The following is a 20,214-nucleotide window of genomic DNA, read 5'->3' as shown; positions in this document are numbered from 1 at the left end:
CCTAGGCAAACCAGTTCTCACTGTAATCGGTCTGCAGATCAATCTCAAGTTCACCGAATCCCGGCAGTGTCTGCAGAACACGGCTCCCTTCGGAGAGTTCAAAACGGCACTGCACCTTATCAGCTTCTATCTCACTTTTGTCGATACGCACTTCCAGCCATTGTTGGCACGCCACCTCGAGGGCGATACCATCAAAATTCTCTTCATAATGAGCGTCATTACAATGGTTGATCGCCAGAATCTCGTTAAATTTGACAGGTTCGATAATGATGCGGAGCGTGTCACACTGTTTGAGCTGTGGCATATCCGCATCAAAGGCGAAATAGAGATTACGGTCATCCTGACCGTAGAGTATTTTACGAACAGGTCCCCTCACCCTCTCCATCGTGGAGAAGAGCTTGCTCTCATCGACAACACCGCAGCCGACCCATTCAAAAAAGGAGGCATGGGTACCATCGACATTCGGCGAGATAGGCGATTGCGGCTGCAGCCAAAAATCCTGCGTACTTCTGTTCTCTATGATAGGTTTAAAAAGGTCCGACGGCGGCGCAATATGCATCAGGTCATAGACGCTGATGAGATGCGAGCGGAACAGGGTGTCGAACTCTGCGCCAAACTCCGTGTAATGGTCGTCACCGTACCACCAGAACCAATCCGAGCATTCCGCCGCCAAAAAGTGTTTCGTTATCGCACTCTTTGTCGCATCGTCCAGATTAACCTGATGATGTTCATAATCGCGTTTGGTGATATAGAGCAGCTCCCATCCGCGGGTCTTCTCGTGATGCCCCACCCAGGTATTGAACTCGCCGTGGATCCAGCTTCCCGGTGCAACTCTTTCTAGAGGCCTGGCCTCAAGTGCGGCAACCTCATCCATATGAAGTGTTCGGCACCAGGCTGTATGGTCCAATCTGGTATAGAGCGCCTCAAAAAAGTCAAAGGCATTGTTGGGGAAGAACTCCCATGCATTCTCGCCGTCGAGAATGACAAAAACGGTGCTCTCGGGGTTCTCTTCGTTGATGGGGAGAAGCGATGCGATAAAGTGGTCTGCCGCTTTGTCCGCATTCCAGAAACGGTAGGTAAAACCGATCAGGTCGCTTAGGCCGTGATCGCGAAAGCCGATGCACATCCCCTTGTAATTGTAAGGAGTGTAGAGTGCATCCCGGTCCGTATAGCCCAGCGATTTGAACAGGATCACCTCATCCGTAGCGATCCATTTTACCCCGCACTCTTTTAAAAGGCCCACACTTTTTTCATCGACGGCCCCCTCCGCCGGCCAAAAACCTTCAGGTACAAAACCGAAGGTCTCTGTAAAAAGTGTTTTGGCCCGTTCGACCTGCTGGAGCGCGTCATATTCAAGAGACATCGGCTGTCGGGGGATCTGGGTCGAAACATTGGCTTTTGTCGCATTATTCATGTCCATCAAAAGCGGTAGAATCGGATGGTTAAGCGGTGTCGTTGAGATACTGATGCGTCCCTGACGGTGCAGCCGCGTATAGTAAGGAAAAATAGTCGCTGTGAACCGGGAGAGTTCATTCAAAAGAAGCTGTTTATCCTCCTGGCTGTAGTGGCGCTCTTTTTTGATCAACGCGCCGACGAGAGAGCTGTTCCTGCGCAGATAGGTCCCGCACCAGGCAAGCAGAAAAAGCACCTCCAGATCCAGAAGCTCGTGATTCTCATACTCCTCTTTACGGTAAAGCTGCGCATACGACGGCAACGATGCCACCATCGTCTCAAAAGGGGTGCTATTGCAGATCTTGACCACCCATTTGCAATCAGCCTCGTGCAACAGGGCGGGGTCCTGCAGCCACAGGCTTAAGAAGCGGTCATGTTCCTGCGGACGGTCATAGTAGAGCTTTATCTGTTCTATCAGCGATGGCGTAATGTTGAAGGTCGCCTTGTGGCCTTCATGGCGTGCAACCATCCAAGGCATATCGTAGTAGTCTTTGATCGCATGTAAAAAGACCCACGGCATCTGCATAACACCCGATGCATCACGATAATCAGGCTGGTGCATGTGCCAGACAAAACTCAGATTCAACACTCCCCCTTTATGTTTCTTGTGACCACTGCGCTATTTTAGCGCTGTAACGCTCGTACAGCGCCTTGCCAGCGGTATTGTCCTGTGCCTGGATATAGATATTGAGATGGTCGCTGTATTGATCGGGGATCATCAATATCCAATCGGTATCGTTTTCCCATATCTTAACACCGTCAAGAGATGAGGAATGCTTGCCCTTGGCATCTTCAAGAAATTTGCGCATCATCTTGCCTTTAAGGGCCTGGGTGCACTCTATCTTCATAGAGCTGTAATGGAAAGCTTCAATGCGGCTGGAGAGTTCGGAAAGCTTGACCCCGTGACAGCTTACCAGCTCCATTATCTTGAGACTTGCGTACATGGCGTCACGCGTGACGCCGAATTCGGTAAAGGCAAAGTTGCCGTCAACAGTAGCGATAAGGGCGTACTCTCTAAGCTTTGCAGCTTTGAAGTTGGCGTACTTGCCGCGTTCGATCTCCAGATTTTCAAAATTGACGATATCCGGCGCCCAGGTCGGCAGGAAAACCTTCTTTTTCGCTTTTGATGTATCCATGTTCAACAGGCTCAACACGATCAGCAATCCCTTGACCTTATCGAGGATTTCACCTTCGTCGGTCACGATACTGAGGCGTTGTGAATTGGGGTAGATCATCACACCCATGTCGTACTCTAAACTGCTTACGATCGTAGAGATATTCGCCTCGCAACGTTTTTCAAGGGCGGCAATATTAGAAAGTTTTTTATGGTCATGATAGGCATTAAGCGCAATATTTTCGACACCCAGGTCATTAAGGATGTTGGGAAAAATATCGGCGGTACTGCCGTGCATCAGATCGACGGCAACGCGAAAATTACCGCACTTGATAACACCGTGATCGATCGTCTGCTCTACCGCAGCTTTATACTCATGGCACTCTTTTTCGTACAGTGTCTCATGGATCTCGCCGATCTGGGAGTAGTCGACACGTCGGAACTGTTCGAGAAAAAATGCCTTCTCAATCCCTTTGGCCGAATTCGAATCGATACGGATCGCCTCTTCGTTGAACAGGGTAATCTGCGAACTGGTCGGATCGGCGACATCCTGTTTAAAATGGGCACCGCCTACAAGCGTACTGTCATGGGCCAGCGTATAGCGCAATACGGACGGCGGCGTACCTTTAAGGTCCACAACATTCACACCTGCCGAGAGAAGGCCGCCTAAAAATGCCCTCTTCAGCATGCGTGAACTCTTGTCATAGTCACGTCCGACGACTACTTTGGAGCCGACAGGCAGCTGGGCGGCAAAGGCCTCGCCCAAATTCGTCGCCATTTCGCAGGAAAGTTCGACATTGCTTTTACCCGTAACGCTTCCGTTTTCAAAGATGGAGTTTTTGTAACGGCTTCCCAGGATCAGGTTATGACTGACGATCGAAGCCGCTTCGACTTTTTTATCGGGCCAGATGGTGACATCCTGCTCAAAGGTCACCAGTTCGCCGATATCGCACCCTTGTGCCAGGATCAGACCTGCTTTGGCCGTCACGTTTTTGCCGATAATGTTGTCATTGCAGATAACACTGTTGTCAAGGCGTGCATTTTTGCCCACCGTGATGTTTTCCCAGAAGACCGTATTTCGAATGTGGCTGCCCTCGCCAATCGTTACATTGTCGCCGATGACAACATTGTTGAGCTTGACATTCTTCCCTATCGTGACATTCTTGCCAAGTACGACATTGCCCATGATCTCGATACTCTTGTCCAGATCGTAAGCAACATCACTGTAAAGCGTGCCGTCGGGACAGGAGACCGCCTTGCCCGGAATAACAAAGTTGAGACGGTTTCCCAAGATGTCTTCAAAGACCTCGCGATAGCTCTCCGGATTACCCACGTCGCGCCAATACCCCTCAAGACTGTAACCCATCAGCGGTATCTCCTGCTGCATCAGCAGCGGGAAAAGGTCTTTGGCAAAATCAAAGTTTTTTCCTTCGGGAATGTAGTCAAGGATCTCCGGTTCGATGATGTAAATACCGGTGTTGATCGTATCACTGAAGACCTCGCCCCAACTCGGCTTTTCGAGGAACTTCTCAATAACATTATCTTCGTTGGCAATAACGACACCGAACTGCAGCGGGTTGTCCACCGACGTCAGACCGATAGAGAGTTGCGCTTTCCTCTTTTTGTGAAAATCGAAGATCTTCTGAAAATCAAAGTCGGTCACCAGATCGCCGCTAATGATGATAAAATTATCATCGCCGATATGTTCCTGTGCCAATTTGACGGCACCGGCCGTTCCGTAGTCATCATCCGGAATAACATAGGTGATCTTGATACCGAAATCACTTCCGTCTTTGAAGTAATCTTGAATGATCTCCGGCTTGAAATAAAGCAGTACGATAAACTCGGTAATACCGAGATCTTTCAATGTCATCATCGTATGCTCCATCATCGGACGGTTGATGACAGGCAACATTGGCTTTGGTCTGGAGTTGGTAAGCGGCTGGATCCGTGTTCCGAATCCCCCCGCCATAACGACTGCTTTCATAATGGCATACCCTTTAGTTTAACATTGTATAAGTCTAATATTCTATCTCTGTCCCGTTCTATTACGGGTGAAATCTACAGCTTTAAGAGCGAGTTTTGGGAACCGAACGGCGAAGCGACACATCCGAGTTCACTGTCGCAGTGCCACTGCTCGCCGTTGACACGGTAACCGAACTGATACTCCTTGCCAAGAGGAAGAACCTTTGTGATATAAAACTCTCCGCTTTTTTTCATCTTCATCGCTTCTTCCTGCCAGTCGTTCCATTCACCGCAAATAGAAACGTTATCTCCCTCTTGGGGAACAAAACTGAAAGTAACCCAGCCCTTTTTACCTTTTGGTGTGATCTTTATCATGACATTCTCCTTTTAATCTATTGTATCTAAATTGCGATCGAGGTTGCTAAAACCGGGGAGTATCTTTCCCTCCAGCAGCTCCAGGCTCGCACCGCCGCCCGTAGAGATAAAACTGAAATTCTCCGCTTCCGAGGCCCGGTCCACCGCATCAGCCGTATCGCCGCCGCCGACAATCGTGTAGGCGTAGGAATCAGCGATGATATTGGCGATCTTGAAAGTCCCTTTTGAAAACTTGTCCACCTCATAGATCCCCATCGGGCCGTTCCAGATAATCGTATTGGAAAGGCCGATCGCTTCACCGAAGAGTTTCACCGTCGCCGGGCCGATATCGACGGCTTTGAACCCGGCCAGCACATCCTGGGCCGGCACCACTTTGACATCGACCGGTGCCTCTATCGAATCCGTAATGACAATATCCACCGGAAGATAGATCTTGACGCTGTTTTGACGGGCCATCTCCAGGACATCGCGCGCCGTTTCAATATAGGCCTCTTCATAAAGCGATGCCTGCATATCGTAGCCGAGTGCTTTTAAAAACGTATTGCTCATCGCACCGCCGATAATCAGTTTGTCGATCTTTTGCAGCACCGCTTTAAGCAGTGTGATCTTTGAGGAGATCTTGGCCCCGCCGACGACCAGGGCAATGGGGCGGACCGGCTCCTGAAGGGCTTTAGAGAAGGCTTCGATCTCACGCATCATCAGGAAACCGGCCACCTTGGTCTCCACATATTCTGTGACGCCGTAGGTCGAGGCATGCTGACGGTGCGAAGCGCCGAAAGCGTCATTGACGTAAACATCACAGATAGAGGCCAGTTTTTTTGAGAGTGCGGGGTCGTTCTGTTTTTCGCCCTCGTAAAAACGGATGTTTTCAAGCAGAAAGACCCGTTCGAGCGAGCAGGTGGCAATCTCGTCTTTAGAGGCTTCAAAGTCTTCGACGAATTCAACTTTTTTTTGCAGCAGGCGTTCCAGCCGTTTGCGGATATGCTTTAGACTGTACTTCTCCTCATACTGCCCTTTCGGGCGTCCGAAGTGAGAGACCAGCGTGATGGAACAGGCGTTGTGGTCGATACAATAGTTGATCGTCGGCAATGCCGAACGTATGCGGCGGTCGTCCGTGATATTATTGTGCGCATCGACCGGGACATTGAAGTCCACCCGGATCAAGACACGCTTGCCGCTCACATCAATATCCCTGAGACTTTTTACACCGCGCATATAATCAAGATTTGAGGTCATATCGTCTCCTTAAACGGTAAACATGCGGTCATAGTACTCCGCCGCCATGCGTCCCGAATCAAAATCGACTTCAATATCGGACATTGCATTTTTCATAATCTTCACCCACTCATCGGGTCTGTCGTAATAGGTCGGGATGATCCTCTCTTCGAGGATATCCATCATATGTTGGTTGTCCAGACGGTCCTGCTCTTCAACAGACAGGACGTAGTCAAGCGCAGGGATCGTAAAAGCGTTCTTGCCGTCGCGTGCGAACTCCGGATGCCACCCGTCATCAATAGAGAAGTGGATAGAGCCGTTCATGCTCGCCGTCATACCGCTCGTTCCGCTCGCTTCACGGGTGATCCGCGGCGTATTGAGCCAGACGTCGCTTCCCTGCTTCAAGAGACGGGAGAGGGCAAGCTCATACCCCACCAGAACCGCCATGTTCTTATAGTGGTGACTGATACGGATCAGCTCGTTAAAGAGGTCCGTCGCTCCCTGGTCCGTCGGATAGGGTTTTCCTGCCCAGATGATCTGTACCGGCCTGTCGGTACGCTTGATCAGCCTGACAAAACGTTCAAAATCGTATTTAAGCAGACCCGGACGCTTGTACTCCGCAAAACGCCGTGCCCATACGATCGTCAGCACCTCGGGATCAAACATTTTTCCCGTCTGGTCGGCAACTGTATCAAAGAGAACACGCTTGAGGTGTTTTTTACGGGCGATCACTTCGTAGTCTTCATGCTCATCAAGGGCACGAATCAGTGTCTTATCCCTCCAGAACTTTTTGTTCTGCGCATTGGTAATCGAGATAATCTCGCAGCGGTTTTCGACATCCACCCACATCTCATTGGCAACCGTGCCATGGATTTTGGAGACACCATTCGCGATCTTTGCACTGCGAAGCGCACCCACCGTCAAACTAAAGTCATCATTCTCTTCATAGCCGCTGATCCGTCGGGCTGTCTCAGGTGATAAGTCGTTAAAGAAGCCCATCTCATGCAGGAAATTGAAATTATGGATCTCATTTCCGGCCGCTTCCGGCGTGTGTGTGGTAAAGACAACATGTTTTCGGACCTCATCCATATTTTTATAGCGGTCATAGAGTTCATAGACCAAAGGCAATGCATGCCCTTCGTTCATATGGTAGATATCGACCGTTTGCTCCAGTGCCGCCAGCACTTTGGCCCCGCCGATACCCAAAATGATCTCCTGGGCGACACGGGTGCGTTCATTGCCGTCATAGAGCTTATGCGTGATCGTTCGTGAGAGATAATCATTCTCATCGGTATCGGTAGAGAGCAGGATCATCGGCGCCGTACCAAAAACATCCGGACGGAGCAAAAAAGCCTTGACCACGACATCCTCATGATGGACCTTGACCGTCACCCTGACCGGCAGCTCTTCGAGAAAATAGTAAAACTTCCGTGTGAACGTCGGCCGCAACGTCAGGTCTTCATTGCGGGACTGATCGTAATAGCCGAAACTCCACAGCAGTCCGACGCCGATGACACTCTGTTTGAGGTCATAGGCGCTGCGCATGTGCGAACCTGCCAAGAAGCCCAATCCGCCGGCGTAGATCTTCAGCGCCTGGTCAACGGCGAACTCCATGGAGAAGTAAGCGACCGTCTTACTGTACTTCCTGTTGATATCGTATGAAAATAGATTCACAACCTCTCCTTATTTCGATAGGTTTTGGTAAAGCATCTGTTTGCCGAGTTCAACACCGGGCTGGTCATAGGTATTGATCTTAAACATAGAGCCTGTCACGGAGGTCAAAAGCTCGTAATAGGCGATAATAGCACCGATGCTTTCAGCCGAGACCTTATCGATGGCAATCGCATCTACGGCAGCGCCGGATGCGATAACGCTCTGCATGGTCGCATCGCACTGGGCATTGATAAGGGTGTTGAAGCTTTTGCCGTTGATAAAATCGGTCTTTTCAATGCCATAGAGCGAGAGATCGGGGATCATAAGATCGTTATCAAAATCTCCGATCTTGACAAAGGTCACACTCTTGTCTTTGGGGCCCTGAATGACAAGCTGCAAAAAAGAGTGCTGATCGACTGCACCGATGATCCCGATTGGGGTGAGCCCCACGCTGTTGTTTTCGCTGTCGATCTTGCCAAGCGATTCACCCCAAAGCTGGACATACCACTTTGTAAAATTCTCAAGGCGGTCGGCATAGGAGAAGAGTACGTTGATGTTCTGCTGCGCTGCATTTTCATACAGATAGCACGCTTTTTCCAGAAGGTGGTCTTCCCTGCCCTGGAAAAAACGTTCTATAAAACTGCCGGCACCCTCCAGTACGCCCTGCATATCATAACCCGCTACCTGAAGCGGCACAACGCCGACTGCACTGAGCACCGAAAAGCGTCCGCCGACATTATCGGGGATAATAAATTCTCTAAGACGGTGATGCGAAGCAAATGCAGAGAGCGGCGAGTTAGCATCGGTAATCACAAAGACACGGTCGCGGTCAGCGCCGTCAAGATCGAGTCGGCAGGCAGCGATGATCGTTTTAAAGATGGATGTCGTCTCGATCGTCGAACCGGACTTGGAGATCACAAAAAAGGCGGCCTTCTCTTTGTCTACTTTTGCCAGGTTCTCCGTGATGGTAAGGGGGTCGGAGTTTTCAAAAAAAAGCACCTCTTTGACGCCCGGCGTGATGGGGCGCAAAAAAGAGTCGATCGCTTTGCTTCCAAGCGAGGAGCCGCCGATACCGATGACAACGACCTGCTCGTACATGCTGGTATCGATCGCATCTAGTGCCTCAAGGTGCGACAGCGAATGCGACGGCAGTTTATAATACCCTATCTTATCGCTCTGCATCTCTTCTTTAACTGCAGCCATGGCGCTCTGCATCACACCTTTGTGTTCTGATGCAGGTTCAAAAGAGAAATGTTTTGCAAAGCTGAGCATTAGTTCTGTCCGACAAAAACACACATATCGACCAGGCGGCTGCTGTATCCCCATTCATTGTCATACCAGGCAAGAACTTTTACCGTTTTGCCATCGACAACGCTGGTCATATCCGGTACATAGGTAGCGCTGTAGGTCGAACCGACAAAGTCGCTCGATACGCGCTTGTCGTTGTCGATCTCGATCAGTCCGGCAAAGTTCCCTGCTGCTGCAACGTCAAATGCGGCATTGATCTCCTCTTTGGTGACCTCTTTTTTAAGATTGACCGTCAGATCGACGACCGATACATCCGGGGTCGGAACACGCATCGCATAGCCGTTCAATTTGCCCTGAAGGTGCGGCATCACCTTTCCGATCGCCTTGGCGGCTCCCGTTGTTGTCGGGATCATATTCACCGCTGCAGCACGGGCACGACGCATATCTTTGCTGTGTTTGACATCGAGAATATTCTGGTCGTTCGTGTAGGAGTGGATGGTCGTCATCAGGCCGTTGTCAATGCCGAATGCGTCATCCAGGACTTTACAGATCGGTGCGAGACAGTTGGTGGTACAGCTGGCGTTGGAGATAATGTCTTCGCCTTTGTACGCATCGGTATTGATATTCAGTACATAGGTCGGCGTATCATCTTTGGCCGGGGCCGACATAACGACCTTTTTAACGCCGTTCTTGAGATACGACTGCGCTTTTTCGGTTGTCAGGAAGACACCCGTACACTCGATCACGACTTCCGCTCCGGCTGAACCGAAATCAAGCTCTTCGGGATCGCGCGTGCTGAACATGGCCACTTTTTTGCCGTTGATCTCGATCGTTTTCTCATCCAGCACTTTGGCGCTCACGCCCGTATGCACGCTGTCATATTTGAAAAGGTACTCAAGCATATCGGCTTTTGCCGTAGTATTGATTGCAACGAGCTCGATATCATCACGCGAAGTGATGATCTTTGCCACGATCATCCCTATTCTTCCTGTCCCGTTAATTGCCGCTTTTACTGCCATAGTATCTCCTTGTAAATCATAATATATATCATCTCTGTTACAGTTAGGTCACATTTATTGCGCGATATTTAGACATGTTTCTCACGTCTAAGAGATCGCGGCAAGCACAATCTCTTTTGCCTCCTGCTGAATCTGTTCAAGATGCTCGCCCGAGATAAAACTCTCCGCATAGATCTTGTAGATATCCTCGGTTCCTGACGGGCGCGCCGCGAACCATCCGTTCTGCGTTGTCACCTTCAGGCCGCCGATCTTGGCACCGTTGCCGCTGGCTTCGGTAAAGATTCCCTCTATCGCCTCGCCTGCCATAATCTTGGAGGTGATGTTCTCCGGTGAGAGGTTTTTCAGTACCGCTTTTTGCTGCGGCGTTGCCGGGGCGTCAATACGCGCATAATATGATCTGCCGAACTCTGCTTCAAACTCCTGATAGATCGTCCCCGGGTCTTTTTTCATTTTTACCGTGATCTCTGCGGCAAGAAGGTTGAGAATAATGCCGTCCTTATCCGTGGACCACACCGAACCGTCCCGGCGCAGGAACGAAGCCCCCGCGCTCTCTTCGCCGCCAAAGCCCAGCGTGCCGCTGAAAAGCCCGTCGACAAACCACTTAAACCCGACCGGGACCTCAACGACCTTTCTGCCCAACGATGCTGCAACCCGGTCGATCATGGAGCTTGAGACGAGGGTCTTGCCGATGCCGAGCTCGCTGCTCCACGCTTTGCGGTGCGAGTAGAGGTACCAGATCGCAACCGAAAGATAGTGGTTGGGGTTCATCAGACCGACGCTCGGCGTGACAATACCGTGACGGTCGAAATCGGGATCATTGCCGAAGGCGATATCATACTTCTCTTTGAGTGCGATCAGCGATGCCATCGCATAAGCGGAGGAACAGTCCATACGGATCTTGCCGTCATGGTCGCAGGTCATAAAAGAGAATGTCGGATCAACCTTCTCGTTAACGATCTCCATATCAAGGCCGTAGACCTCTTTGATCTTCTGATAAACGGCGATCCCGGAACCGCCCATCGGGTCCACGCCGATCTTGAGGCCGGAGGCCTTGATCGCATCCATGTCCACGATCTCGTTCAGCGCGCTGACATACGGGGTAATAAAGTCATATTCCTGCAGCAGTTCGCTTGCTAGCGCCTCCTCCAGCGATACCTTTTTCACGTCGGTAAGACCGTTTTTCAAGATGGCGTTGGCGCGCTCCTCTATGACACTGGTAACATCCGTATCGGCAGGGCCTCCGTTTGGGGGGTTGTACTTGAACCCGCCGTCGCTAGGGGGGTTGTGCGAAGGGGTAATGACCACCCCGTCGCACTGGGCACCGCCCTTTTTGTTGGCCTCAAGGATCGTAAAAGAGATCACGGGTGTCGGCGTGTAACCGTCATCTTTGGCGATCCTGCAGGGCACGCCGTTGGCGATACAGACCTGCAGCGCCGTCAATTGCGCGGGTGTCGAAAGTGCATGGGTGTCCTTGCCGATAAAAAGCGTTCCGGTGATGCCCGCCGATTTGCGGTATTCACACATCGCCTGGGCAATAGCCAGAATATGGTCTTCGTTAAAACTGTTTTTGACTGAGCTGCCGCGGTGACCGGAAGTGCCGAAAGCCACCTTCTGCGCTGCCTCATTGACATCAGGTCTCTGCATATAATATGAGGCGATTAAACGGGGGATATTTTCGAGTAAACTGTAAGGTGCTGTTTTTCCGGCATTCTCATGAGCCATAGAATCTTCCTTCTATATTATGGGGTTGCTGTTATATTGTAATGAATCATTCCCGATGCCTGTATCGGGGCTTTTACACTCATAATATATCATATTATCCTACAAGGAATATCTTTAAATGATTAAAAAACAGGCCAATTCCTTGCAATCAACAGATCTCGGCCCTTCTGCGTAGGCAATGCAGACCCTCCCTATCTCTCTTGTATGGAGTCCCGCCAAAATATGATGCCGGATAAAAAAACCCGAAATGTGAAATAACGAAAATTTAGTATAATAAGACGACAAAACCTAAAGGAAAACCAATGTTCAAACACCTCTCTACGATGCTATTTGCCGCTATGCTGCTGTTGGGTCTCACCGGACTCTCGCTTAATGCCAACGACATGAAGTGCGGTGCCGGTAAATGCGGCGCCTCTATGTCCAAAGGGATGAAAGCCAAAGGATGCAACTGCGACGACTGTCCGAACCCGGACTGTGCCGCTAAAAAAGATGCGAGCATGCCATGTGACTGTCCGAGAGATGTGCAGGGCAAGATGAAATGCGGTGCCGGCAAATGCGGTAAAGCGATGAAAGGTGACAAGACGATGAAGTGCGGCGCCGGAAAGTGCGGCACTAAGTAGTACTGATATGTAGGAGCCTCTGCTTTTGAAGGCCCTGCAACGCTGGAGACTTCTCCTCTCCGCTAACCCTCACACATCACAAAAACAGGTCCGAAAAAAGAGTGCTCACCTTTCCTAGATTATACCTGTTTGCTCAATTCTCCATAGATCCGATATTCTGAAATACAACTATGTGAATATTGCCTCATCATCATAGACAAAAGGTACCCTTAATAGAGTTCGTTATAGTATTTACTATTGTTGACCATCCGTTTTGGTCTGTATGAGACTGCTGTCCGTCCAACCAATGCGCATAAAATATCCTTTCCATACGAAGTTTGAAGGAGATGTTTTGACTAAACTGTTTATCGTGCTCCTGAGCTTTCTCTCCGGGATCGCTTCGAGTACCCAGGGGCTTTATAACGGCTACTGGAAAGAGAGCATCGACCTGAAAACCGTCCTGGTGGTGAATTCGCTGGTGGTTTTTGCCTCGGTATTTCTCTTTTATATCATCACGACGGAAAACGGCTTTAAAGTGCCGCTGGAGAAGATGGACCCCTCCATTCTCATCGGCGGTTTCTGCGGCTTTTTCGTCATCATGGTGTTTGCCATCGCCTTTCCCGCCATCGGTGCAACGGCAACATCGCTGCTCTTCATCTCCGGCCTGCTGATCGCCTCGCTTCTATATGACCATCTCGGTGCCCTGAACCTCGCTGTCAACAGCATCACGCTGCAGAAAGTTTCCGGTGTCCTTCTGGTGCTGCTGGGGAGCTATATCGCCCTGAGGAGTCCGGCATGAGTCTCGTCGGTCAAAGTGTTGTACGGGTCGATGCCGCGTCCAAATCCGACGGTACCTTGGAGTATACCGACGATCTGGACTTTGAGGGTCTCTACGGTGCGGTTGTCCGTTCAACCATTGCGCACGGGAACATTCTTTCCATCACTTTTGACGAGACCTTTGATTTCTCGGATTTTGTGATCGTCGATCATCGTGATATCGAAGGCAGAAATGCCAACGTCATGCTGACCGATGACCAGCCTTTTCTAGCCGAAACAAAGGTGAGGTTTATCGGGGAACCGATCCTGCTGCTGGCGCACCGGTCTCAGAGGATGCTCAAAGAGGCACTCAAACATATCGATATCACCTATGAACCTTTGACACCTGTTCTGACGGTGCAGGAATCGCTCGATTGCAAAACCCTCCTCTACGGTGACGACAACCTCTTCAAGACCATCCGGACGGAAAAAGGTGAGGAACCCGATTATACAGCTCTGAAAAGCCTGGAAAAACACTACAGCACCCCGCATCAGGAACAGCTCTATATGGAGACGCAGAGCATGATCGCACGCTACTGTGACGGCGCCGTCAGGATCGTCGGGTCGATGCAGTGCCCTTTTTATGTGGAGTCCGCTCTCTTTGCGCTGACCGGGAAGAAGATCGAGGTCGAGCAGGCGCCGACCGGCGGCGGTTTTGGCGGCAAAGAGGATTACCCCTCCCTGATAGCGGCCTATGTCTATCTGCTGAGCAAAAAAGCCAAACAGGATGTGAAGCTCGTCTATGACCGCGCCGAAGATATTTCCTTTACCACCAAGCGCCACCCCTCGGCACTGCACTACAAAAGCCATTTTGACGAAACCGGAAAACTGCATGCCCTCGATATTGAGATAACGCTGGACGGCGGTGCCTACGTGACGCTTACCCCTGTCGTTTTGGCCCGGGCGGTACTGCATGCTGCCGGTTTCTATGATTGCGGCTATATCAAGGTGGATGCACGGGCCGTTGCGACCAACACGCCGCCAAACGGTGCTTTCAGAGGTTTCGGAGCACCCCAGGTGATCTTCGGGATCGAGCGGCATATGGATGATATCGCCCGCTGTCTCGGCATTTCGCCGATGGAGGTGCGCGAGAGAAATCTGCCCCACAGCCGTTCCGTCAGTGTCACGGGTGCAAAGATCGGGGAGTACACACGCTTGCGGACCCTCTTTGAAACCACGCGGAAAGCGAGTGGTTTTGATGAAAAAGAGGCTGCCGGCACGCCGTATAAGGGGATCGGGATGGCACTTTTTATGCATGGCGGCGGTTTTACGGGGGAGGGAGAGACGCTTTTGGCTTCAAAAGTGTGGCTCGACCTTCACGATAACGGGATGGTCGAGATCAGGATCGGCAGTGTCGAGATGGGACAGGGAACCTTGACGGCACTGCCGCAGATCGTAGCCGACGTGCTGGCACTTCCGATCACGATGATTCGATATCATCTTCCCAATACCGCCAAAGTCGCCGACAGCGGGCCTACCGTCGCTTCGCGTACCGTGATGATCGTCGGAGAGCTTCTAAGGGAGGCGGCAAACGCGCTTAAAGAGGCGCTTGGTCGCTACGGCAGCGAGGCCGAGTACCTTGACGCCGTCAGGGCCTATCTCAAAAGCGGTGCACAGAGCCGTTTTCAGGCGGCCTATCAAAAACCTGACACCGTTCAATGGGATGAGGAGCATTTTTACGGCAACGGGTATGACGGCTACTCTCTGGGCTGCTATGTCGCTGAAGTCGAAGTCGACCCCGTCGATTACAGGGTACGGGTCAGCGACTTTTATGCCTACAACGATGTCGGAAAAGTAGTCAATCCCATGATGGCGGAGGGACAGGTGGAGGGCGGCGTGGCCCAGGGGATCGGCTACGCCCTCTATGAGAGGATCGCCTATCAGGACGGCAAACTCAGAAGCAGCCGTCTCAGTGATTACAGTGTGCCTCTGGCAGCGGATCTGCCAAAACTGCATATCGCTTTTCTCAATACGGATGAACCGTCAAAAGGGCTGGGCGAACTTCCGATGGACGGCCCTGCCGCCGCGATCGGCAATGCTCTAACCCATGCACTTGACACCGCTTTTGACAACCTGACCATCACCCCTGAAGTCGTGGAGCAAAAATGCAGATAAGATGTACGATAAACAGCAGACCTTACCGTTTTGAATGCGAACCGGAGGAGCGGCTCCTTGATGTTGTCAGGAGGCTGGGTATGCTCTCGGTGAAAAAGGGGTGCGGCGAAGGCGAGTGCGGCACGTGCTCTCTCTTTTTCAACGGCAAACTGGTCAACTCCTGCCTGCTTCTTGCGCCCCAGATGCAGGGAGCCGAAATCGTCACCCTGGAAGGGTTGCAGAAGGAGACGGAAACGATACGCGAAAACTTTGCCAAAGAGGGGGCGGTACAGTGCGGTTTTTGCACACCGGGGTTTGTCATGCGTGCCTATGACTACATCATACATGAGGGCAGCAAAGATGAAAAGCGCGTCAAAGAGGCATTGGACGGCAATATATGCCGCTGCACAGGCTACCAGAAAATCGTCGAAGCCATTGTAAAGAGTATGTCATGATCTATCACAGAGCCGAACATCTTGATGATGCGTTGAACCTGATCCATCAGCACCCCGACTTTCTCCTGCTTTGCGGCAGTACCGATGTCGCCGTACAGTTGAGCGACCAGAACACCGTACAGGGGCTGATCGATATCGGCGGTCTGAGCGAGCTCCGCGCCATTGAGATGGGCTCGGAAAGTATCCACATCGGGGCTTTGGCGACCGTTACGGAGATTATGGAGAGTGCCGCGGTACGCACCCATCTGCCGCTGCTGATCGCCGCGTCGGAGGTGTTTGCTTCGCATCAGATCCGAAACCTGGCGACACTCGGCGGCAATATCGCCAACGCCTCTCCGGCAGCGGACCTTACCGCCGTGCTGTTGGTACTGAATGCCACACTCACACTGGGCTCAAAGCAGGGACGGAGAGAGATAGCGCTCGACGAGCTCTTTTGCGGTTACAAATGTACGAAACTGGACCATGAGATGATACTGGGCATTACAATCCCCCTGCAGGAGCATCAATGGTATTACAGAAAGGCGGGCGCACGCGAACGGCTCAATATAGCAAAAGTGAGCCTGGCTGTGGTTAAAAACAGCGGAGGCTACTGCATCAGCGGGGCATCCCTTAACCCTTATGCCCTTCGGCTCAGACACGTCGAAGAGCTGCTCAACAGCGGCGATGTCAGTGACGAAAAGATCAGCGAAGCATTGGCACAGGATATCGCGCCGTCGGGCTCGTTCCGTTCGACCAAGGCGTATCGTACGCGGGTCGCATTCAATATGGTCAAAGAGGCCTTTTCCAGCTTGGAAGCGTCATGACGGTCGTCTTGCTTGCCGCCGGAAAAACGAGCCGTACCGCTGTAACGAAACAGCTCTATCCGGTCAAGAGGGAGAGAAAGCACCGCCGATACGGACGAAACATTAAAACAGTATTGTGACGAAATCTGAAAAGGAAAAGGAGAAATAATGCGTTTCACCGTTGCGCGTTTTGCAAATATATTTCTGGCTCTTCTGTTGATGTCAGCCTTCGCTGCCTCTTCAGCTGCCAAAGAGAGAGTAGATGTTGTTTCACAAAGACAACCGTCCGAAGACAAGCTGATAAAGTCCGAGGTTGAAACAGCGGTAAGTATGCTGCAGGCGATCTTTGCAAAACATCAAGAGGGTGAGATGAGCCTTGCGGCAGCAAAAAAGCTGGGTGCCGACCTTCTGCGTGAACTCAGGTACGGCAGTGAAGGGTATTTCTGGGCCGATACGACGGAAGGTATCAATGTGGTTTTATACGGTCGAAAGGATGTGGAAGGAAAGAACAGGATTGACGCCAAGGACCAAAACGGTACACTCTTCATAAGAGAATTTCTGAAAACTGCCAAAAACGGCGGCGGATATGTCGAGTACTGGTTCCCGAAGAGAGGGGAGTCTGTCGCCCGGCCAAAACGATCCTACGTGCTCCTGTTCAAACCGTTCGGATGGATTATAGGAAGCGGATACTACCGCTGAAACGACCGAAAGAGGGAAAAGTTATGTCTAAAATAGATCTACCGCGATTTGTCTTCATCGTATTGGCGAGTATGATAATCTCTCCATTCTCTTATGCCGAACATGTTGAGACAAAAGCACAAAAACGGCATGCCGCAGAACAGCTGGAGCACTTTGTCGAAGATGGGGCGGCATTGATCTCCGAAAAGGGAGAGAAGGCGTTTGATGCCTTCAGGCAGAAGGGGAGCAAATGGTTCCGTGGCGACCAATATCTCTATGTATGGGATATGAACGGATTACGGTACGTCTACCCGCCGGACAGAGACCGTGAGGGGGATCATGTCCTTGGAATTAAAGATATCGATGGCAAGCCGATCGGAAAGCTGATGGTCAACATCGCCGCATCAAAAGAGGGGAGAGGATGGCTCCATTACCGTTGGCCCAAACCCGGCCAGTCGGCTCCGGAGTGGAAAAGTACCTATGTGATGAAAGTGCAGAGCCCTTCGGGCAAGGTGTATCTTATCGGAAGCGGTGCCTATGACATGCCGGTACAAGAGTCATTTGTGGTGGATGCCGTTGACTCGGCGGTAAAACTGATCGAGCGTGAAGGGATAAGAGCATTCGATACGCTCAGGGACAGGCGGAGCCAGTACATCTATCAGGATACGTATGTTTTCGTGATTGCAGAAGATGGCTTGGAACTGGTTAATGCAGCCTTTCCAAAGCTTGAAGGGCGCAATGTGATGGAGTATAAAGATGCCGATGGAAATTATATGGTAAAAGCATTCATCGAAGTAGCCAGAAACAAAGGAGATGGCTGGGTAAATTATTTTTGGCCCAAACCCGGAGATGTTGAGAGATATCAAAAATCGACGTATGTCCGAAAAGCGATGGTTGACGGCAAGATGTTCGTTGTATGTGCTGGGCTGTATCGCAACTGAGTCTGCCATAAAGGAGCAGCAATGGAGCATAAGATCTTAATCACAACCTTTGCCACATGGAAATCCCACCAGCCTTCGAATGCATCGGATGATCTGCTGGGTTTGCTGCTGAAAAAAGAGCTTGACTTTTTTCAGCATCTGCGAAAAATTCCTGTAGATTTTGAACTGGCACCTCAACATGTGCTTATCCGGTTCAATGAACTCAGGCCCAAAGTGCTGGTCTGCTGCGGTATGGCAGAAGAGCGCACAAAACTCAATGTAGAATCACGGGCCGTCCGGGACGAAAAGGTTCTTCATACGGGGATTGATCTGCAACAGTTGACTGCCGATCTTGTCATGACGGAGATCAGCCATGATACCGGAAGGTTCGTCTGTAACGCACTCTACTATTCGATGCTTGAACACCTCGCTGCTCAGGAGGGGGAACATCACTGTCTTTTTATCCATGTCCCGGTGTTGACGGAGGAGAATAAAGAGGCGCTGGCAGAGGACTTTGAACGCATATTACAACGGATTTCCGAGATGTTGCTGTAACGTAAATGCAGGAAAACCTGAAAGGAAAATCATGCTTTATCAGATTTTGAAACATTCGGCAGAACGTTCGCCCGATGCCGTTGCCGCTGTTTATGGCACGACGGAATATACCTACAGGACATTGTTGCATTTAACAGATGCCACGGCCGCTTCTCTTTCCAGTCTCGGCTTGAGAAAAGGTGACCGGCTGGCCTTTTACCTCTATAACTGCCCGGAGATCATTATCAGCTATTTCGCCTGTTTCAAGATCGGTGTTACGGTCATTCCCATCAATTACCGCCTCAAAGAGGATGAGGCGCACTACATCATCGATCATAGCCAGCCAACCGTTCTGATCAGCCAGAAAAGCCTCTTTTCCCGGATTGCCGGGAATATGTCTGAACTGCCGAGTGTAAATGAGGTCTATCTTCTTGAATCGGATGAGGAATTTGCGGATACCCATCCTTTTTCGGATCTGCTGCATCCGCCAAAGCGCCCGGAGGATTATGCAGAGATTCCGGGTGATACGGATGCAGTTGTCCTCTATACGTCGGGAACGACCGGAAGGCCGAAAGGTGCCGTGCTGGCACATGACCAGATGATGGTCCACACAGCCAACCACTGCAAACTGGTCGATTACAGCAATGATGACAAAACACTTGTTTGCCTGGCGCTCTCCAACAACTTCGCCTTCAGCCACCAGATGCTCTCCGCTCTTTATGCAGGAGCGACACTGGAGATCAACGCCGCATTCGATCCGGATGAGGTACTGCGGAAGATCAAACGTAACGGTGTGACCATGCTCTATATGATGCCGGTGATGTTTCATGCGCTAAACAAGCACGCGGCAGTAAAAAGAGTTCCCGTTCCGAATCAATTGCGCCTGGCCATTGTCGCGGGAGACAAGACCCCTTTTGTTGTCTTGGACCAGTTTCAAAAGATTTTCGGTCTTGAGATGTGCGAAGGCATCGGCATGACCGAAACACAGATCTATGCGCTCAACCCTCTGAAAGAAGGAAAAAAAAGAGGTTCCATGGGCTTGCCTGTTGCCTATACAGAGGTTGCGATTCAGGACGATGATGGCAACCCGTCACCGGTAGGTGAAACCGGGGAGATCGCGGTCAGGGGTGACATCATCATGCGAAACTATCTTAACAACCCCGAAGTCACAGCTAAAAGTTATCGCAACGGGTGGTTTCTGACCGGCGATCTCGGTTGTTTTGACGCAGACGGCTATCTCTGGTTCAGAGGACGAAGAAAACAGCTTATCCTGCATGACGGTTCCAACATCTCGCCGCAGGAGGTCGAAGAGGTTTTCTACCACCATCCGGCTGTTTTTGAAGTCGGTGTCATCGGCGTGCCGGATAAATTTGAAGGGGAGATGGTACATGCTTTTGTAGCGCTGAAACCGGAAACGGAAGCCGTCACCGAAGCAGAACTGCTGACATTCGCGAAAGAGCACCTTGCCGATTACAAGCTGCCTGAAAGCATCACCTTTATCGATGAACTCCCTAAAGGTGCAACGGGGAAAATTGACCGTCAACGGCTAACACACTATGATAAAAGCTGATAG

General features: G+C 51.0%; 18 protein-coding genes. 10 read left to right on the top strand and 8 right to left on the bottom strand.

Features of this window, described 5'->3' with window-relative positions:
* Position 1 precedes the first annotated feature (1 nt).
* From WCY20_RS00370 to pgm, 8 genes are all read right to left on the bottom strand, one after another.
* Positions 2 to 2,038 (bottom strand): glycoside hydrolase family 57 protein, encoded by a 2,037-nt coding sequence (locus tag WCY20_RS00370; RefSeq protein WP_345976173.1) that lies wholly within the window; start codon positions 2,036 to 2,038, stop codon positions 2 to 4.
* 10 nt (positions 2,039 to 2,048) lie between these two features.
* Positions 2,049 to 4,553 carry a sugar phosphate nucleotidyltransferase gene (locus tag WCY20_RS00365; protein WP_345976171.1) on the bottom strand — a complete coding sequence of 835 codons (2,505 nt, stop codon included), beginning with the start codon at positions 4,551 to 4,553 and terminating at the stop codon, positions 2,049 to 2,051.
* A 74-nt stretch (positions 4,554 to 4,627) separates the two neighbouring features.
* Entirely contained in the window at positions 4,628 to 4,906 is a 279-nt protein-coding gene (locus WCY20_RS00360) for an isoamylase early set domain-containing protein (protein WP_345976169.1), read from the bottom strand.
* 12 nt (positions 4,907 to 4,918) lie between these two features.
* A complete protein-coding gene (locus WCY20_RS00355; RefSeq protein WP_345976168.1) occupies positions 4,919 to 6,142 on the bottom strand; it encodes a phosphoglycerate kinase in 1,224 nt (407 codons plus the stop codon).
* A 9-nt stretch (positions 6,143 to 6,151) separates the two neighbouring features.
* Complete coding sequence (gene glgP / locus WCY20_RS00350) at positions 6,152 to 7,795, bottom strand: alpha-glucan family phosphorylase (RefSeq protein WP_345976166.1); 1,644 nt, start codon at positions 7,793 to 7,795, stop codon at positions 6,152 to 6,154.
* 9 nt (positions 7,796 to 7,804) lie between these two features.
* Positions 7,805 to 9,046, bottom strand: coding sequence for a glucose-6-phosphate isomerase (locus WCY20_RS00345; RefSeq protein ID WP_345976165.1), 1,242 nt, complete (start codon positions 9,044 to 9,046; stop codon positions 7,805 to 7,807).
* Positions 9,046 to 10,041, bottom strand: a complete 996-nt coding sequence (gene gap / locus WCY20_RS00340; protein WP_345976164.1) for a type I glyceraldehyde-3-phosphate dehydrogenase — start codon at positions 10,039 to 10,041, stop codon at positions 9,046 to 9,048. Before gap ends, WCY20_RS00345 begins: the two co-directional genes overlap by 1 nt.
* Before the next feature lie 87 nt (positions 10,042 to 10,128).
* Entirely contained in the window at positions 10,129 to 11,763 is a 1,635-nt protein-coding gene (pgm, locus tag WCY20_RS00335; RefSeq protein ID WP_345976162.1) for a phosphoglucomutase (alpha-D-glucose-1,6-bisphosphate-dependent), read from the bottom strand.
* Positions 11,764 to 12,065: 302 nt separating this feature from the next.
* On the opposite strand from pgm, the gene WCY20_RS00330 reads away from it, so the two are divergent.
* The 10 genes from WCY20_RS00330 to WCY20_RS00285 all read left to right on the top strand — a co-directional run bounded on the left by WCY20_RS00330 (position 12,066) and on the right by WCY20_RS00285 (position 20,211).
* Positions 12,066 to 12,383 (top strand): hypothetical protein, encoded by a 318-nt coding sequence (locus tag WCY20_RS00330; protein WP_345976160.1) that lies wholly within the window; start codon positions 12,066 to 12,068, stop codon positions 12,381 to 12,383.
* Positions 12,384 to 12,714: 331 nt separating this feature from the next.
* Positions 12,715 to 13,161: a DMT family transporter gene (locus tag WCY20_RS00325; RefSeq protein WP_345976158.1), complete on the top strand. Its 447-nt coding sequence runs from the start codon at positions 12,715 to 12,717 to the stop codon at positions 13,159 to 13,161.
* Entirely contained in the window at positions 13,158 to 15,293 is a 2,136-nt protein-coding gene (locus tag WCY20_RS00320; protein WP_345976156.1) for a xanthine dehydrogenase family protein molybdopterin-binding subunit, read from the top strand. Before WCY20_RS00325 ends, WCY20_RS00320 begins: the two co-directional genes overlap by 4 nt.
* Positions 15,284 to 15,727, top strand: a complete 444-nt coding sequence (locus tag WCY20_RS00315) for a (2Fe-2S)-binding protein (RefSeq protein ID WP_345976154.1) — start codon at positions 15,284 to 15,286, stop codon at positions 15,725 to 15,727. Before WCY20_RS00320 ends, WCY20_RS00315 begins: the two co-directional genes overlap by 10 nt.
* Complete coding sequence (locus WCY20_RS00310) at positions 15,724 to 16,530, top strand: FAD binding domain-containing protein (protein ID WP_345976153.1); 807 nt, start codon at positions 15,724 to 15,726, stop codon at positions 16,528 to 16,530. Before WCY20_RS00315 ends, WCY20_RS00310 begins: the two co-directional genes overlap by 4 nt.
* Positions 16,527 to 16,649: a hypothetical protein gene (locus WCY20_RS00305; RefSeq protein ID WP_345976151.1), complete on the top strand. Its 123-nt coding sequence runs from the start codon at positions 16,527 to 16,529 to the stop codon at positions 16,647 to 16,649. The genes WCY20_RS00310 and WCY20_RS00305 overlap by 4 nt, the downstream gene beginning before the upstream one ends.
* 28 nt (positions 16,650 to 16,677) lie before the next feature.
* Positions 16,678 to 17,208, top strand: a complete 531-nt coding sequence (locus WCY20_RS00300) for a cache domain-containing protein (protein ID WP_345976150.1) — start codon at positions 16,678 to 16,680, stop codon at positions 17,206 to 17,208.
* Positions 17,209 to 17,231: 23 nt separating this feature from the next.
* Positions 17,232 to 18,128 (top strand): cache domain-containing protein, encoded by an 897-nt coding sequence (locus WCY20_RS00295; protein WP_345976149.1) that lies wholly within the window; start codon positions 17,232 to 17,234, stop codon positions 18,126 to 18,128.
* 21 nt (positions 18,129 to 18,149) lie between these two features.
* Complete coding sequence (locus tag WCY20_RS00290) at positions 18,150 to 18,662, top strand: peptidase C15 (RefSeq protein ID WP_345976148.1); 513 nt, start codon at positions 18,150 to 18,152, stop codon at positions 18,660 to 18,662.
* A gap of 31 nt (positions 18,663 to 18,693) precedes the next feature.
* Positions 18,694 to 20,211, top strand: a complete 1,518-nt coding sequence (locus WCY20_RS00285; RefSeq protein ID WP_345976147.1) for an AMP-binding protein — start codon at positions 18,694 to 18,696, stop codon at positions 20,209 to 20,211.
* The last annotated feature ends 3 nt before the right edge of the window (positions 20,212 to 20,214 follow it).

The sequence above is a fragment of the Sulfurimonas sp. HSL3-7 genome (genome assembly GCF_039645985.1).
Classification (GTDB): domain Bacteria; phylum Campylobacterota; class Campylobacteria; order Campylobacterales; family Sulfurimonadaceae; genus Sulfonitrofixus; species Sulfonitrofixus jiaomeiensis.
This window is presented reverse-complemented; position numbering and strand designations above follow the sequence as displayed.

Bases quoted from the DNA above. Each gene is read 5' to 3' on its own strand.
- WCY20_RS00365 (WP_345976171.1), bottom strand. From the start codon at position 4,553: ATGAAAGCAGTCGTTATGGCGGGGGGATTCGGAACACGGATCCAGCCG.
- WCY20_RS00360 (WP_345976169.1), bottom strand. From the start codon at position 4,906: ATGATAAAGATCACACCAAAAGGTAAAAAGGGCTGGGTTACTTTCAGT.
- WCY20_RS00355 (WP_345976168.1), bottom strand. From the start codon at position 6,142: ATGACCTCAAATCTTGATTATATGCGCGGTGTAAAAAGTCTCAGGGAT.
- WCY20_RS00345 (WP_345976165.1), bottom strand. From the start codon at position 9,046: ATGCTCAGCTTTGCAAAACATTTCTCTTTTGAACCTGCATCAGAACAC.
- gap (WP_345976164.1), bottom strand. From the start codon at position 10,041: ATGGCAGTAAAAGCGGCAATTAACGGGACAGGAAGAATAGGGATGATC.
- pgm (WP_345976162.1), bottom strand. From the start codon at position 11,763: ATGGCTCATGAGAATGCCGGAAAAACAGCACCTTACAGTTTACTCGAA.
- WCY20_RS00330 (WP_345976160.1), top strand. From the start codon at position 12,066: ATGTTCAAACACCTCTCTACGATGCTATTTGCCGCTATGCTGCTGTTG.
- WCY20_RS00320 (WP_345976156.1), top strand. From the start codon at position 13,158: ATGAGTCTCGTCGGTCAAAGTGTTGTACGGGTCGATGCCGCGTCCAAA.
- WCY20_RS00315 (WP_345976154.1), top strand. From the start codon at position 15,284: ATGCAGATAAGATGTACGATAAACAGCAGACCTTACCGTTTTGAATGC.
- WCY20_RS00310 (WP_345976153.1), top strand. From the start codon at position 15,724: ATGATCTATCACAGAGCCGAACATCTTGATGATGCGTTGAACCTGATC.
- WCY20_RS00305 (WP_345976151.1), top strand. From the start codon at position 16,527: ATGACGGTCGTCTTGCTTGCCGCCGGAAAAACGAGCCGTACCGCTGTA.
- WCY20_RS00300 (WP_345976150.1), top strand. From the start codon at position 16,678: ATGCGTTTCACCGTTGCGCGTTTTGCAAATATATTTCTGGCTCTTCTG.
- WCY20_RS00295 (WP_345976149.1), top strand. From the start codon at position 17,232: ATGTCTAAAATAGATCTACCGCGATTTGTCTTCATCGTATTGGCGAGT.
- WCY20_RS00290 (WP_345976148.1), top strand. From the start codon at position 18,150: ATGGAGCATAAGATCTTAATCACAACCTTTGCCACATGGAAATCCCAC.
- WCY20_RS00285 (WP_345976147.1), top strand. From the start codon at position 18,694: ATGCTTTATCAGATTTTGAAACATTCGGCAGAACGTTCGCCCGATGCC.